Origin of the sequence: Epilithonimonas caeni DSM 17710 (genome assembly GCF_000426465.1) — a bacterium.
Taxonomy (GTDB): domain Bacteria; phylum Bacteroidota; class Bacteroidia; order Flavobacteriales; family Weeksellaceae; genus Epilithonimonas; species Epilithonimonas caeni.
This window is the reverse complement of record NZ_AUFK01000013.1, coordinates 315,739-331,119: the sequence shown is the minus strand read 5'-3', so window position 1 is coordinate 331,119 and position 15,381 is coordinate 315,739. Positions and strand designations below refer to the sequence as shown.

The following is a 15,381-nucleotide window of genomic DNA, read 5'->3' as shown; positions in this document are numbered from 1 at the left end:
AATAGTTTTAATTAATAACTCAAATCCCGGCTATCTGTCGGGATTTTTCTATCTTTGCTTTTCAAAAATCTGAATATGGAATTTTATAAAATTTTTCTTAGTGCTCACAAAGGTTTTGGATACCTTGAGCTTGCATTGGTTGCAGCATTTTTAGTGCTGTTATTGACCACAATGTTTGGTTATAGTGGGAAAATCTCAAAACCTTTTAGAAAAGTGACCCTTTTCACAATGATTTTCTTTCACGTTCAGTTTTTGGTGGGCGTTGCTTTATTATTAATATTTTCCCCTGGCTTCAAAGCAGCTTTGAACGCAGGAACCTTGATGAAAGACCCTTATGCCAGATTCCAGTATGTGGAGCACCCTTTCTCTATGTTGATTGCAGCAGTTATCATGACCATCATCAACAAAAAAGTAAAATCTAACGACAAATTAACAATTCCTGTTGTCTCATTAGGATTAGTTGCAGTTGCGTTATTCGTATTTGCATTTCCTTGGGCAAGAGTTTTTGGATAAATAGTATTAACAATTTTAATTAATTTAAAACAATGAAAGTAGCTGTAGTAGGCGCAACCGGAATGGTTGGACAAGTTATGCTGAAAGTTTTGGAGGAAAGAGATCTTCCAATCACCGAATTAATTCCTGTAGCATCAGAGAGATCTGTTGGGAACAAGGTCAAATTCAAGGACAAGGAATTCACTATCGTTAGCATGAACGACGCCATTGCAGTCAAACCCGAGATCGCTATCTTTTCAGCGGGTGGCGGAACTTCTTTGGAATTTGCTCCGAAGTTTGCCGAAGTTGGAACAGTAGTGATCGATAACTCGTCAGCTTGGAGGATGGATCCAACTAAGAAATTGGTTGTTCCGGAAATCAATGCTAATGTTCTGACAAAAGAAGACAAGATTATCGCCAACCCCAATTGCTCTACAATCCAGCTGGTAATGGTTCTTCATCCGCTTAATCAAAAGTACGATATCAAAAGGGTCATTATCTCAACTTATCAGTCTGTTACCGGAACAGGAAAAGCTGCTGTTGACCAGCTAAATGCAGAAATCAAAGGAGAAAGCCCTGAAAAAGTTTATCCTTACCAGATCTTCAAAAATGCATTACCACACTGTGATGTTTTTGCTGATGATGATTATACTAAAGAAGAGATCAAATTGATGAAAGAACCTAAAAAGATCATGGGTGACGATACATTTAATTTGACAGCGACAGCCGTAAGAGTTCCTGTACAGGGCGGACATTCTGAAAGCGTGAATATCGAATTCGAAAACGAATTTGATCTGGAAGAAGTAAGAAAAATCTTATCCGAAACTCCAGGCGTTGTCCTTCAGGATAATGTCAAAAATAACGAATACCCAATGCCTTTGTACTCCGAAGGAAAAGATGAGGTTTTCGTGGGAAGAATCAGGCGAGACCTTTCGCAACCGAAGACGCTCAACCTCTGGATCGTGGCAGACAATCTCCGAAAGGGTGCTGCTACCAACGCAGTCCAGATCGCAGAATACCTAGTAGCGAACAACTTAGTCTAAACTAACAAAATCCAAAGAATCTTCGAAATTTCGAAGATTCTTTTTTTGGCAATGAAAAAAAGTACAAAATTCAAATCGAATATTATTTTCCAAAGATGGATTGCCGTCATTGGGGTCATTCTTTTTGCTGGAAAAGTGATCGCCTGGAAACTGACGAATTCTGATGCCGTTTTCTCTGATGCTATGGAAAGCATCGTGAATGTTATCAGCGCATTTCTAGGTCTTTATTCCTTACATCTTGCAGCCAAACCAAAAGATGAAAATCACCCTTATGGACACGGGAAAGTAGAGTTTGTGACCTCGGCCATAGAAGGTTCTTTGATCAGCATTGCTGGTATGATGATCATTTACGAAGGAACGAATAGTTTGATCTCTGGAAAGGTTCTCGACAAATTAGACCTGGGAATCTGGATTATTGCTGCGACGGCCGTTATCAATTATATTATCGGTTATATCTCTATTCAGAAAGGTAAAAGAGAAAATTCTATCGTCCTTATTTCTTCTGGAAAACATTTACAAAGCGATACAATTACGACGTTAGGCGTTGTGGTGAGTTTGATTTTAGTTTACTTTACAAAGCTGGTCTGGATTGATTCTATTGTAGCCTTGGTTTTGGGTTTTTATATCATTACCATCGGCTATAAGATCATACGCAAATCTCTTAGTGGTATTATGGATGAGGCCGACCCGGAGCTGCTCAACAAACTTGCGACATTCCTCAACAAAAACAGAAAAGAAGAATGGATTGACATTCACAATGTCAAAATACAGCAGTTTGGAAGCAGGCTTCACATCGATGCGCATCTCACGTTGCCCTGGTATTTTGAGCTTAGGACAGCGCACGATGAAATGGAGGAATTGATCAAACTTATTGCAAAGAATACGGACCGCTCAGTGGAGTTCAATTTCCATATGGATGATTGCAAACCAACTTCCTGTGCCATTTGCCAAATTGAAAACTGCCCTGTCCGGCAACAAAATTTTTCAAAAAAAATCGAGTGGAATGGCGAGAATATTTCTCAGCCGGATAAGCATACGCTGAAGAACTAATCCTGTAAAACCTTCTTCCTGTAATAAAAGATAGGAATGATAAGAATAACTGTCAAAGGCTGAATTACAAACCGTCTCACATAAAAAGAGAACAGATACCCAAATTGGAACTTATCATAGATACAATACAAATAAATTGGAAAAACCATCATAAAAACCAATAGGATCAAAATAAAAGCCTGTCTCGTCCACTCCTTATTCTGAAAAAGAAATTGGATGATCCAGAGAGAGAAAAAGGCATTGAGGGCAAAGCGTAAAAGATAGCCCAAAACCAATTTTCCCCAGATAAAATTTGGAAATACAGCTGATTGGTCAGCTGATTTGAAAAATTGTAAAAAGGGGTCATAGAAGATTCTGTCTTCCAATCCGCGGATTCCGATCAATCCTAAAATACCTAATAGGATCCAAAACCACCTAAGCATTTTCGGAAACTTTTAAGCACAGCAAAATTAATATGTAAACAATCATTTTACAAAAAATTTATATTCTTTGATAAGGGGAATGAGGTCATGAAAATTTCAATCCAAAATGAATTGAAAAAACATAAAGTCACAATTTACTTACTAGAGTAAATTTTTATAAAACGAATTGTAAAGTATTAGAATCGGTTCGATTCAATAAGGAAATATCGAAAAGCTTAGCTTTGGTAATAAATTTATTTTCCATTGTTTTTCATGTGTTAGATGGCAAAAATATAAAAATAAATGTTATTAATTGCTAAGAATCAATAATTAAGGTCGAAAAAACTAAAAATATATACTGACAACTAAGGTCTCTCAGTCTTCTTCAAAGCAAAAAACTGAATCCAGACCAACCAAAGAATAACCACTCCACCATAGATAATCGCTGGAAAAATGTAATCGTGGCCTATTTTTTCGTATTGGGGATATTTTAAATAAATAATATTCAATAATGCGATCCTGAAGACATTCAGAATATGAAGAATAACCAATCCTCCTGAAACGTATAAAAACGTTTTCCTTCCTTTGTAGAAGGCAAAAATAAAAGCCGCAAAAAGAATCGCAACCGAAAAAACATTGCAGCCTTCTACCATTCTTGTCGTGAACTTTCCGGAAGTCTGGAAAAGTATACTATGAAGTTTCATATTATCAACCAAAATAGTCGGAAAACCTAATAAACCCTGCAAAAATGCCACCTGCTTTGCAACCCATCGTGTGAAGGGATCCACCACTTCGTTCTCATAGCCGTTAAGATAGAATTGATACAGCAGCACCAAAACAATATAAATGACAACAAATCTTAACAGAATCTTCAGAACAGGCAGAAAATCTTTCATAATCAGATATTCATTTTTTTTCAAAGGTCATATAGAATCACATTTCACCATAAGAACTTGTAGCAAAAAATTACAGATTGTGATTTCATTTGGTAAAATTACAATTTTTCGTGTTTCAAATTCTATTATTAATTAACTTTGTTTTTATGCAGGAACATCAGGAATTTTTCGAAGAGTTTTTAGGGAAAAAAGCAGACTTTTTCAAAGCATTGCCACAAAGCGGGTCTTCCAGGATCAACTATATCGGAAGGTCCGAGAATCGGGACTTCATTATTACTTACAACGAAAACAATCGAGAGAATGAAGCTTTTTTCTATTTCACAGAATTATTCCAAACTCTAGATCTCAACACACCAAAGATTTTCAAGATCAATTCCGAAAGGAATCTTTATATCCAGGAATTTCTTGGAAACAAAACACTTTCCGAGATCATTTCTAAAGAAGGATTATCCGAGCGGGTGAAGGATCTGGTAAAAAAAAGCCTCAAAAAATTATTTGAGCTTCAGACAAGCACTTTAGGAAAAGTAGATTTCTCAAAAAGTTTCGAGTATGAAAGCTATGATGATCTGCCCATCACTCACGATCTGTATTATTTCAAAAATTTTTTTGTTGATATCCTGGAAATCGAATATCACAAATCATCGCTTTTAAAAGAGTTTAGGGCAATCTCAGAAAAAATTCAGAAACTCTCCCCAAAAACCCTTATGATCCGGGATTTCCAATCTAGAAATATTTTGGTGAATGAAAAAGATGAGGTTTTTTTTATCGATTATCAATCAGCAATGGAAGGCCCCGCCGCTTATGATGTGATTTCGTTCCTTTATCAGGCTAAAGCTAATTTTCCTAATGATTTTAAAGAAGAAATGCTGGATCATTACTTATCATTTTGGATGGATGAGTCCGATAAAAACAATTTGAAAGAGTCATTTAACTGGATGAAACTGATGCGTTTTTTACAGGTGTTAGGAGCGTATGGTTTCCGAGGGCTGATCCAGAGAAAAGCGCACTTTTTAGCAAGTATTGAGAAGGGTATTGAAAATATATCTGAATTAAATCAAACATGGCAGGAAATAGCTGTCGAGCTCCCCGAGTTATATTTCTTGATCCTGAGACTGAACACCCAAGATGTTAAACTGAAGATCGAAAATCTGATTATAAAATAAAACCTCAGAAGTGATTCTGAGGTTTTTTCTGAATATTTTCAGTCTCTCTAATTATTTAATATACTTAATCCGTTCTCTTTTACAATACGCTTAGCGAATCTGAATTTTGGTCCCCAATAGTTATCATCCAATGAAGAAACCATTACTCCTTTTGAAGTAGCTGCGTGGATGAATTTAACTTCACCTTCAGGCGTTACCTCTTCTACAATTCCTACGTGAGAAATTCTGCCACCTCTGTGCGAGAAGAAAACAAGATCCCCTTTTTGCAATTCTGTTCTTTCTACAGCGTCACCTTCTTGTGATTGCTCCGCCGCAACTCTTGGAAGATCCATCCCGGCCGCCGCACCAAAAACAGACAATACAAAAGCTGAACAATCTATTCCGCTTCTGGAAGTCCCCCCGAATCTATATGGAGTCCCCAGGTAACTTTCAGCTTCGGATAAGATGTTATCAATCGTATTACTGTGCTTGATCGCATTTTCTATCGCTGACCTTTTGATCGCATCATTGGTATTAGCCATAGAAGCCAAAACACGCTGCCCTTTGTTATTTGAATTATTAGATACCGCCTTTACGTCCAAAGATGCAAATTTGGCATCAGTTTTGTATGTTTGATTGTTAGAAACCACATAGTTAGAAACACAAGACTGAAGTGTGAAAAACGTGGTCACAAATAAGATATAAACTAGAACTCTTTTCTTCATATATATTTAATTATTTGTGTTAAACTTGGTTTGGTATTTTGTGATTGCATAGCAAATTTAGCCAATACCATTTAATGAGGCTTTCAAATGAATTTGAACGCTCTTTAGTTTAACATATTTTAACAATCTTTTATAGAATGTTAAAAAAAAACAAACCGCAAAGCCTTTATTTGGACTTTGCGGTTTTATTTTTAGTTAAGATTTTTTAACTTTTTAGAAATTGTCTATCTCGTGAATAACAATTCTCTATATTTGGTCATTGGCCAAAGCTCATCATCCACCATCATTTCTAATGCGTCAGAAGCCTCTCTGATATTCTCGAACAATGGGATCACTTTGTTACAATATTCCTCAGCCTGCTTTTGACTTCCGGCAGTATTTTTAGCCTTTTCCTTAGCTGATAAAAGGTTGTCAACACCAACTTTGATTTGAGACACATTTCCAGAAATATCAGAGATCAAACTCAATTGTTCCTTTGCCAACGTTTTGAATTCTTTCTCAGAGAAGATCTCCTTCAATCCTTTAACATTTTCAATCAATCTGTTCTGATAATTAAGAGCTGCAGGAATGATGTGGTTTCTTGCGATGTCTGCTAGAACTCTGGCTTCTATATCGATTACTGTTGAGTATTTCTCTAATTTGATCTCATTTCTAGCCTCAAATTCTCTATGCGAGTAGATCCCCAATTCCTCATAAAGCTCAACGAATTTTTTATCTAATTCTTTTTTAAGTGCCTCCGGAGTTGTTTTTAAGTTATTAAGGCCTCTTTTCTTAGCTTCTTTTGCCCAATCGTCAGAATATCCGTCACCTTCGAACATAATGTTTTTGGATTGCTTGATATATTCTCTAAGAATGTTGAAAATCGCTTCGTCTTTCTTAAGTCCTTTTTCGATCAAAGCATCAACTTCAACTTTGAAAGTTCTTAATTGTTTCGCAGCAATGACGTTCATAACCGTCATTACTTCGGCACAGTTTGCAGAAGAACCAACCGCTCTGATCTCGAATTTGTTTCCTGTGAATGCAAATGGAGAAGTTCTGTTTCTGTCGGTGTTATCCAAAAGAATTTCAGGAATTTTCCCAACAACGTTAAGTTTTAGTTCTGTTTTTTCTTCTGGAGATAGTTTTCCATCCGTTACTTTTTCCAATTCTTCCAAAACGCCGAACAATTGGCTTCCGATGAATGCAGAAATAATTGCCGGTGGCGCTTCGTTCGCTCCCAATCTGTGGTCATTGCTTGCAGATGCGATTGATGCTCTCAATAAGTCAGAATAATCGTGAACAGCTTTCAAAGTATTAACAAAGAAAGTTAGGAACTGAAGGTTTTTCTTTGGATTTTTCCCCGGGCTCAAAAGATTTTCACCAGTATCGGTCCCAAGCGACCAGTTGTTATGTTTTCCACTTCCGTTAACTCCGGCAAATGGTTTTTCGTGAAATAAGATATGGAAATGGTGTTTATGCGCAATTCTTGCCATAATATCCATCAATAATGAATTGTGGTCAACCGCAACGTTCGCCTCTTCGAACATTGGCGCCAATTCGAATTGGTTGGGCGCAACTTCGTTGTGACGTGTTGTTACAGGGATTCCTAACTTCATACATTCGATTTCCAATTCCTTCATGAAGTTCATCACTCTTGTAGGAATAGAACCGAAATAATGGTCATCTAACTGCTGTCCTTTTGCAGGAGAATGTCCAAGCAAAGTTTTCCCTGTCAAAACCAGGTCTGGTCTGGATTGATACAAAGCCGTATCTACCAGGAAATATTCCTGCTCCCAACCCAATGTCGGAGAAACTTTTGTTACATTTTTATCGAAGTAAGCTTTCATTACATCTGTAGCAGCTTCGTCAACCGCGTTCAATGCTCTTAATAAAGGTGTTTTATAATCTAAGGTCTCACCTGTGTAAGAAATGAAAATCGAAGGAATACAAAGTGTAGTTCCCATAATGAACGCCGGAGAAGTCGGGTCCCAAGCGGTATATCCCCTTGCTTCGAAAGTATTTCTGATCCCGCCATTCGGGAAAGAAGAAGCATCAGGTTCCTGTTGAATCAACAATGCTCCACTGAATCTCTCAATAGCCCTACCTCCACCAATTGGCGTAAAGAAAGAATCGTGCTTTTCCGCAGTCGCACCAGTCAATGGCTGAAACCAGTGGGTATAATGCGTCACACCTTTTGACAATGCCCAATCTTTCATTGCAACAGCTACCTGGTCCGCAATGTGCCTCTGGATCTTTGTCCCTTTTTTAATTGCATCCAGAATCGATTGAAATGCTTCTTTCGTCAAATATTCTCTCATCGTTTCTTCTGAGAATACGTTTTGACAAAACAATTCAGACAGTTTTGAGGGAACTTCTATGAAATTATCTTTTCTGTAATTTCTGAACGGAAGTTCGGCCAAGGCTTTAAATCTTAATGTTGACATAAAAGTGTGTTATTTTAAACAGGGCAAATTTACAAAAAATACAATTCAAAATAATATGACCCCTGAAAAATTAACGCCATTTATAATTAATATTAATTCATTGAATGAAACAACCCCTTGTTTTTAGCACTTGATAAAACTCGTGTAACTAAAATCTCACATTTAAGCAGATGTTATCAAAATATGAAGAAAATTTATTTTTGATTTTATCATAAGATATTCATGAGAAATATTTAATTTTAAAAACTATAGCAGACCAATAGCAAAAAAACACAACACACAAATAACACATTGAAATTCAAACCCTTAAACAGTATATATTGATTTAAATATAATTTCATACCTTTGCAGACTTTTACAAAAATTTTAATATATGGCAAATTCAAGAGCAAGAGAAACCACAGAAGCTATCGAAAGATTGTATGTCTCTATGAGACACTTATTCTACAGAGGATTTTTCAAACCTTCGGGGGTGTCGGGGGAATCATTAAGAAAACTCTTAATGGTCATCAATCCGGAAATCTACGGAAGCATGAGCGTTCCTAACAAGATAGAACTGGACGGTTTACTTTATGTTCTTGACCGTCTTCCGGAAGGCATCGAGGAATGTTCTTTCATTCACCTGACTTCCGACGAAGGTTTTGACAAAGGAAGTTTCGAACCGATCGTCCCAAAGAAAAGACGTAGAAACTGCTACAGGATCGATGAACATCAAATGAACATCGAAGTCCTTCTGGGCCGTTCCGAGATCTATGACATTCTAACCCACCTGACCTTCCTTTATTTGGAAGCTGATAAGATCAAAAATATCGGTTTCGACCTGGATAATGAAGGCCGTCCAAAGCGCATCTGGAAAATCATAGAAGAAGTTGCAAAAGGAGAAAAAAAATACAGCCGGAAAGAAAAAGAAGTGGCTTTGATCCATCTTTCATCTTTCCTGGGAAGAACTTTTGATGAAACATTGAATGCCTACAACAACTTCGGAGACGACAAAAATCCTGATAGATTGTTCAAGATCATCTACTGGCTGGGACAGATCAGCCTAGAGGATTGGAAAGAATTGAGAGAAAGGGAGATCTATTTCTCAGCCATTCTTCAGGAGAGAGTCGGTCATCACCTTTTTGGGGAAAGATGGGCAAACAAGATCAAGAAAATCCTTGTAGAAAACGAGCTTCACATGCGTCCGCTTCACATCATAAGTGCCAATATGCACTCAGTGAAAAATATGGTTTTCGCCAATGACGCTCTCAATAAAAAAGGGACAAAAGAAGTTGACTATAAATTATTTGCTGACATCAGTAACAAAAAAGACCTCCAGGAGAAAGTCCTTGACCACGCCCTGAAAGAAGGAATGATCTATATCGATGACAATAGCGGGAGCAACATTGATGTTCAAATTATTGACCTTGCTAAAACAGATCTTAAAAACACTGTTTTTGCCAATCAGAAATATAAAGGAGACGATGTCATTTTAGTATTCGATTACGCTTTCGGAGAACAGGCTTTTGAAGTAATGGACGAATTACTAAGACCTTACGAAGTTAAAGGCGAAGTTTATATGATGAAAGTGAAATCGGTTTCGATCATGGGTAAAGCAGGAATCCTAACTGGTGGAAAAGGAGATATTATGATTCCGACCTCTCATATCTTTGAAGGAACGGCAGACAATTACACTTTTGAAAATGCTTTGAAGCTGACTGATTTTGTCGATGATGAGATAAAAGCCTTTGAGGGGCCAATGATTACGGTTTTAGGAACATCTCTTCAGAATAAGGATATCCTTTCTTACTTTATGACGACATCTTGGAAAGCCATCGGACTAGAAATGGAAGGTGCTCATTACCAAAAGGCAATTCAGGTTGCAAGCAAGATCCGTCATCACATTTCTCCGGATTTGTTTGTGATGTATGCTTATTACGCTTCGGATAACCCATTGGAAACGGGAAGTACATTATCTTCCGGCGGACTTGGGCTCACAGGTGTAAAGCCAACTTATATGATCACTCATAAAATTATCGAGAAGATTCTTGAGAAGAAATAAAAATGAAAGCCTCCAAATCGGAGGCTTTTTTTGTTTTTAAATCTCGCAGATTTTACAGATGTTGCAGATTCATTTTTATTGAAATCAGCGTAATCTGTAAAATCAGCGAGAAAATTGAATTCTATATAAAATTCGCAATCGTGTAAATCAACAAACCAACCAATCCGCCAACCAAAGTTCCGTTGATCCGGATGAATTGTAGATCTTTTCCAACTTCTAATTCCAATTTTCGACTCAATTCTTTTCCTTCCCAATTCCCGACTGTTGTACTGATTAATTCGCCAAAATTTTTCGTGTTTTTCAGAATATATTTATAAGCTGTCACTCTTACCCAATGGTCGATTCGGTTTTGGAATTGTTCATCATTCTGAAGATTGAAAACAAACTCGTTAATGTTTTTTCTGACATAAGATTTCAGTTTAGAATCTTCTTCGGATAATTCTTTGATTAATGACGTTTTCAGAGATTGCCAAATGTCAGATGAATATTGCTTTAGTTTATCGCTTTGCAGAAAATCGGATTTGATAGAATCGAATTCTTTTTCCCATTTGGGTGCTTCTTTTAGTTCTTGGGAAAAATCCAGAATTTTATTCGTGATTTCGGCTCGTAATGGATGTTCAGGATTTTCTTCAACCTCAAGGAAATAATCACTTAGGCCTTTTGTTATTTTTTCTGCAATCTTATTATCTACAGATTTCGGAATAAGGAAAAAACTTTCCTTTCCTACCCTTTGAGAAATCAATTCCTGGTTCTCCAGAATATAATTTTTGATCTGGGAACTCAGATTGGTGATGATTTTCTGATGGTCGTTTTTATGGAGAAGATATTCAATTCCGTTTCCAATGACTGAATTTAATTTGATGGAATCGGTCATTTCCTCAGCTTTATTTGAAATGAAATTAACAACCGATACATCATCCAGTTTATTAATAATATCTTTTAGGATCGATGACAGCTCTTGGATCAAAACATCCTGATTTCTTTCTTTAGAAAGCCAATCACCAACATAAACCGAAATTTTTAGTTTTTGAATGTATGGTCTGATATTCTGAGGCGAAAGAAAATTATCAACGACGAAATTCCCGAGATTGTCACCGATTTTTTCTTTAGAATTTTCAATTAGATTCGTGTGTGGGATTTTGAGACCTAATGGATAGTTGAAAAGCGCAGTTACAGCAAACCAATCCGCCAAAGCACCAACCATCGCCGCTTCTGAAAATGCCCGGATGTAGCCGATCCAATGTGAAGGGTCCTGTTTTTGCAAAACCGTCATCAATATAAATGTAACCGCCATCAGGATAAACAATCCTGTAGCCAGTGTTTTATACCGTCTGAGCTGCTGCTTTTTCAATTCATCATTCATAGATCAGGAAAATCGAAAATCGTTCCAAACAAAATTATTGATATTTGGGGAAAATAATTTTATTTTTACAAGAAAGTATTTTTTTGATGTTGAAAAGAGTTTTGAATATATTTCTATTGATAATCGCATCTATTATTGTCCTCATATACATCACAGGATACAATTATCTTTTTCGTGGAATCAGACTGACTTATTTGAGAGGAGAAAGCGGACCTACAATAGACGACGGGAAATATTTTCCTTCAAAAACCATTTCCAAAGGCGATTCAAAACCCTGGCCGACTGACATCAATTATAATAAACAAAAACTGTCTCCTGAACTGGAAAAGCATCTGAAAGAAAATGAATCGGTTTCATTTTTGGTAATTCGACACGGGAAAATCCTGCAGGAACATTATTGGGACGGCTATAATAAAACCACTGTCAGCAATTCTTTTTCAATGGCAAACACCATAACCACTTTGCTCCTTGGAAAATCGATTGATGATCAGAGAATAAAAGGTATCAATCAACCCTTTTCCGAAATCTATCCGGAATTTTCTGAGAAAAAATTTGGCAAAGAACTTACTTTAGAAAATCTCGCCTCTATGCAGGCCGGACTAGATTGGAAAGATGACCATAAAAGCCCTTTTTCAAAAAATGCAGAAGCTTATTATGGATTCTCATTGGCTAATGTTATTTTTGAAACTCAGATCAAAACAAAACCTGGTCAAAAATTCGAATATCAAAGCGGCTCCATGCAGCTTCTGGGCTTTGCAATTGGCAGAGCAATGGGAATGCCTTTATCTCTCTATGCCTCATCAAAACTCTGGAAACCTCTGGGTATGGAACAAAATGCAGAATGGACAACCGATGGGCTTGGCATAGAAAAATCATTTTGCTGTATCCAATCCAATGCAAGAGATTTTGCCAAGATCGCTTCTTTGATTTTGAACAGAGGAAAATTCAATAATATCCCTCTGATCGATGAAAACTTTGTTACTCGAATGACAACGCCAACAGAAGGCTCGAACGGCATTTATGGATTAGGATTATGGACAAATTACGATTCCAAGACCCGTCATTATTACATGTGGGGACTTCATGGGCAATTTGTGATCATGGTTCCGGAATATGATATGATCATTGTAAGGCTAGGGAAAAAAGAAACTGAGGAAAAAGACTCCAAAAACAGGCCGAAAATTGTAGAGTTTTACATTAATGAGGCTTTGAAATTTGCCGATAAGAATTAATCCGTGTCATAATCCAGCAATGCAAAAACACTTAAGAGCGTACTATTTTTAAGTTTTTGTTCCGCTTCTTTCATATATTGTGCATCGTTATTTGCCGGAACATAGATCTCATAGAAGTTCCTGTTCCTTATTACAAACAATGTCGACCCGATGATCATCGTAAGAATATCTTCAGATTTCGGGGCATTATGGAAAACTCCGGAAACAATCCCTCTTTTTACAATTTCATCAATTCTTCCTACACAGGTCTGATAAAACTCCAGAAGGTCATCTTTCACATTATCCAATGTACGCATCTCCTGCGTTACAAAACCGTGAAAATAGCTATATTTGAAAAGAAGGGAGATCACATAATTCACAATTTCCTTCATTTGCATTTCTGGTTTTCCTTCCTTGATGGTTTGTGCGAATTCAGAAAAACTCTCTTTCGTACGCTGAACACGATACTGATAGAGATAGGACATCATTTTTTCCTTAGATCCAAAATAGTAAGATATCATCGCCACATTGATATTGGCCTTGGAACAAATATCTCTTACGGATGTCCCGTCAAAGCCCTTTTTAGCAATTAGTTCTTCTGCAACATCAAGAATATTAATTTGTTTATCAGTAAATTTTTTTCGCATTTGCCATGAAAGATATTATGTAAAATTAACATATTTTTAATAATTAACAACAGATATTATTAAACATTTTAGAGCCGGTTTTCCCTCCTTCTGCTTCTGCTTTTCAAAATAGTCTCCCTTACAAGATCTTACTTTGACGCAAGACGTGACTGCACATGATCCTATGCTTCAAAAACATTAATTTGTTATATTTGATAATGGATTTTCTGGATTTTCACCATCACAAGCCAAATCAAGTCGGGATTTATAATTTAAATTTAAATGAAAAAATCCGGGCCAGGAGATTTTCAATTGGCCTTCATCCAAAAGATATCACAGAAGATTGGAGATCAGATCTTGAAAAAATCAAAGGAATCTCACTTTCGGAAAACTGTTTTGCAATCGGAGAATGTGGTCTGGACGGGCTAATTTCTGTTGATGAAAAACTTCAAACCGACATTTTCCAAAGTCATATTACCTGGGCAGAAGAAATCAAAAAACCAATCATCATCCATTGCATTCGTAGATTTTCGCAGATCCTACATTTCAAAAAAGCAAAAGTTCCTTTGATCATCCATGGTTTCAATAAGAAAGAAAATATTGCCAAAGAACTTCTGCAGGCAGGCTTTTATCTCAGTTTTGGAAAAGCAGCTTTAGATAACTTATCTTTGCAAAAAATTATTGAAGATTTTCCGGTCCAAAGAATGTTTCTTGAAACTGACAATGCTGATTTTGAGATTTCAGCCCTGTACGAAAAAGTTTCAGAGATCAAATCTATTTCTTTGGAAGATCTGAAAATGCAGATGTGGGAAAATCTCGAAAATGTGATTAATTATGGATAAATTTTGGCTGGAACGCACCGAATTACTGATAAAGGACGAAGGCATTGAAAAATTACAAAGCGCTAAAGTTTTAGTTGTAGGATTAGGTGGTGTCGGTTCTTTTGCTGCAGAATTTCTTGCAAGAGCAGGTGTCGGAAAAATGATAATTGCCGATGGTGACGTTGTGGATATAACCAATATCAACAGACAGTTACCCGCATTGCACTCAACAATTGGACAACATAAGGTGGAATTGGTGGGTGACAGATTGATGGACATCAATCCAAAACTTGAACTTACCAAAATCAATGAGTTTTTGGAGCCGGAAAGAATGGATGAACTCATCAAATCAGAAAAATTCGATTATGTTCTAGACTGCATCGATTCTTTGACACCAAAATTGGCATTGATGATAACCTGTCGTAGAAACAGAGTGAAGCTGGTTTCATCAATGGGAGCAGGCGGAAAGACCGACCCAAGTAAAGTCATGGTGCGGGATCTTCACAAGACAAGAGACTGCCTTCTTGCAAGACAAGTGAGAAAACGTCTTAAAAAGGAAAAGATAAACAAAGGATTCCGATGTGTATTCTCTACAGAAGTACAGGATGAGAACAGCTTGAAAATGACCGATGGCACGAACTTCAAGAGGTCTTTTTATGGAACGATCAGTTTCATTCCTGCAATTTTTGGATTATATGCTGCCGCAGAAGTCATCAATCATCTAACTGGAAGAAAATAATATTTTCTTATGAAAATAAACGGCTACCCTTCCCACGAAAAACTGAAAAAAAAATACGAGATAGACCTGTTATTTGGTAAAGGGAAGTGGCTTTCTGTAGATAATATCAGGATCATTCATTTAAGATCATCGGAGAAACTTACAATAGATACTCATAGAATAGGCGTTTCTGTTTCGAAGAGATTTTTCAAAAAGGCCGTTGATAGAAATCGCATAAAACGCTTATTAAGAGAATCTTACCGACTTAATAGATCGGCATATATCAATGCTTTTGGAGACCGGTCAATAGCCATGCTTTTCTGGGCTTCCAAAGATTTTCCGGAACATTTTTCCGTCGTTGAAAAACAGTTTCTGGATCTCTGTAAAAAAAGATCCGGATAACATCTTATTTTAATTTGTAATTTTAAT

The 15,381-nt window shown here is 36.8% G+C and carries 15 protein-coding genes; 9 read left to right on the top strand and 6 right to left on the bottom strand.

Annotation, left to right across the window (positions count from 1 at the left end; all coding sequences use genetic code 11):
• Positions 1-75: 75 nt before the first annotated feature.
• From K319_RS0107070 to K319_RS0107060, 3 genes are read left to right on the top strand one after another with little or no spacing between them, the layout of a single operon-like run.
• Positions 76-513 (top strand): hypothetical protein, encoded by a 438-nt coding sequence (locus K319_RS0107070; RefSeq protein ID WP_027383019.1) that lies wholly within the window; start codon positions 76-78, stop codon positions 511-513.
• Between the two features lie 32 nt (positions 514-545).
• The gene (locus K319_RS0107065) at positions 546-1,535 is read left to right on the top strand and encodes an aspartate-semialdehyde dehydrogenase (protein WP_027383018.1); all 990 of its coding nucleotides are present in this window, start codon (positions 546-548) and stop codon (positions 1,533-1,535) included.
• A 51-nt stretch (positions 1,536-1,586) separates the two neighbouring features.
• Positions 1,587-2,585, top strand: coding sequence for a cation diffusion facilitator family transporter (locus tag K319_RS0107060; RefSeq protein WP_027383017.1), 999 nt, complete (start codon positions 1,587-1,589; stop codon positions 2,583-2,585).
• Here the strand turns inward: K319_RS0107060 and K319_RS0107055 are convergent.
• Together K319_RS0107055 and xrtF are read right to left on the bottom strand one after the other, a co-directional pair.
• Positions 2,582-3,007 (bottom strand): exosortase F system-associated membrane protein, encoded by a 426-nt coding sequence (locus K319_RS0107055; protein WP_027383016.1) that lies wholly within the window; start codon positions 3,005-3,007, stop codon positions 2,582-2,584. The genes K319_RS0107060 and K319_RS0107055 overlap by 4 nt on opposite strands.
• Positions 3,008-3,351: 344 nt before the next feature.
• Positions 3,352-3,882 carry an exosortase family protein XrtF gene (gene xrtF / locus K319_RS0107050; RefSeq protein WP_084403413.1) on the bottom strand — a complete coding sequence of 177 codons (531 nt, stop codon included), beginning with the start codon at positions 3,880-3,882 and terminating at the stop codon, positions 3,352-3,354.
• 146 nt (positions 3,883-4,028) lie between these two features.
• Here xrtF and K319_RS0107045 point away from each other — a divergent pair, with 146 nt between their 5' ends.
• Positions 4,029-5,045 carry an aminoglycoside phosphotransferase family protein gene (locus K319_RS0107045; RefSeq protein ID WP_027383014.1) on the top strand — a complete coding sequence of 339 codons (1,017 nt, stop codon included), beginning with the start codon at positions 4,029-4,031 and terminating at the stop codon, positions 5,043-5,045.
• Positions 5,046-5,092: 47 nt separating this feature from the next.
• Here the strand turns inward: K319_RS0107045 and K319_RS0107040 are convergent, their stop codons facing one another.
• On the bottom strand, positions 5,093-5,749 hold the full coding sequence (locus K319_RS0107040) for a C40 family peptidase (protein ID WP_027383013.1): 657 nt from the start codon (positions 5,747-5,749) through the stop codon (positions 5,093-5,095).
• Between the two features lie 224 nt (positions 5,750-5,973).
• A complete protein-coding gene (locus K319_RS0107035) occupies positions 5,974-8,172 on the bottom strand; it encodes a glutamine synthetase III family protein (protein ID WP_027383012.1) in 2,199 nt (732 codons plus the stop codon).
• Positions 8,173-8,545: 373 nt separating this feature from the next.
• Here K319_RS0107035 and K319_RS0107030 point away from each other — a divergent pair, with 373 nt between their 5' ends.
• On the top strand, positions 8,546-10,213 hold the full coding sequence (locus tag K319_RS0107030; protein ID WP_027383011.1) for a DUF6909 family protein: 1,668 nt from the start codon (positions 8,546-8,548) through the stop codon (positions 10,211-10,213).
• Positions 10,214-10,334: 121 nt separating this feature from the next.
• Here K319_RS0107030 and K319_RS0107025 read toward each other — a convergent pair whose 3' ends face one another.
• Entirely contained in the window at positions 10,335-11,576 is a 1,242-nt protein-coding gene (locus K319_RS0107025; protein WP_027383010.1) for a DUF445 domain-containing protein, read from the bottom strand.
• Between the two features lie 86 nt (positions 11,577-11,662).
• Here K319_RS0107025 and K319_RS0107020 point away from each other — a divergent pair, with 86 nt between their 5' ends.
• Positions 11,663-12,808 carry a serine hydrolase domain-containing protein gene (locus K319_RS0107020; RefSeq protein WP_027383009.1) on the top strand — a complete coding sequence of 382 codons (1,146 nt, stop codon included), beginning with the start codon at positions 11,663-11,665 and terminating at the stop codon, positions 12,806-12,808.
• Here K319_RS0107020 and K319_RS0107015 read toward each other — a convergent pair.
• Positions 12,805-13,434, bottom strand: a complete 630-nt coding sequence (locus tag K319_RS0107015) for a TetR/AcrR family transcriptional regulator (protein ID WP_027383008.1) — start codon at positions 13,432-13,434, stop codon at positions 12,805-12,807. The genes K319_RS0107020 and K319_RS0107015 overlap by 4 nt on opposite strands.
• A gap of 182 nt (positions 13,435-13,616) precedes the next feature.
• On the opposite strand from K319_RS0107015, the gene K319_RS0107010 reads away from it, so the two are divergent.
• The 3 genes from K319_RS0107010 to rnpA are packed head-to-tail and all read left to right on the top strand — an operon-like array spanning position 13,617 to position 15,354.
• Positions 13,617-14,255, top strand: coding sequence for a TatD family hydrolase (locus K319_RS0107010; RefSeq protein ID WP_235696086.1), 639 nt, complete (start codon positions 13,617-13,619; stop codon positions 14,253-14,255).
• Complete coding sequence (locus K319_RS0107005; protein WP_027383006.1) at positions 14,248-14,973, top strand: tRNA threonylcarbamoyladenosine dehydratase; 726 nt, start codon at positions 14,248-14,250, stop codon at positions 14,971-14,973. The genes K319_RS0107010 and K319_RS0107005 overlap by 8 nt, the downstream gene beginning before the upstream one ends.
• 9 nt (positions 14,974-14,982) lie before the next feature.
• A complete protein-coding gene (gene rnpA / locus K319_RS0107000) occupies positions 14,983-15,354 on the top strand; it encodes a ribonuclease P protein component (protein ID WP_027383005.1) in 372 nt (123 codons plus the stop codon).
• The last annotated feature ends 27 nt before the right edge of the window (positions 15,355-15,381 follow it).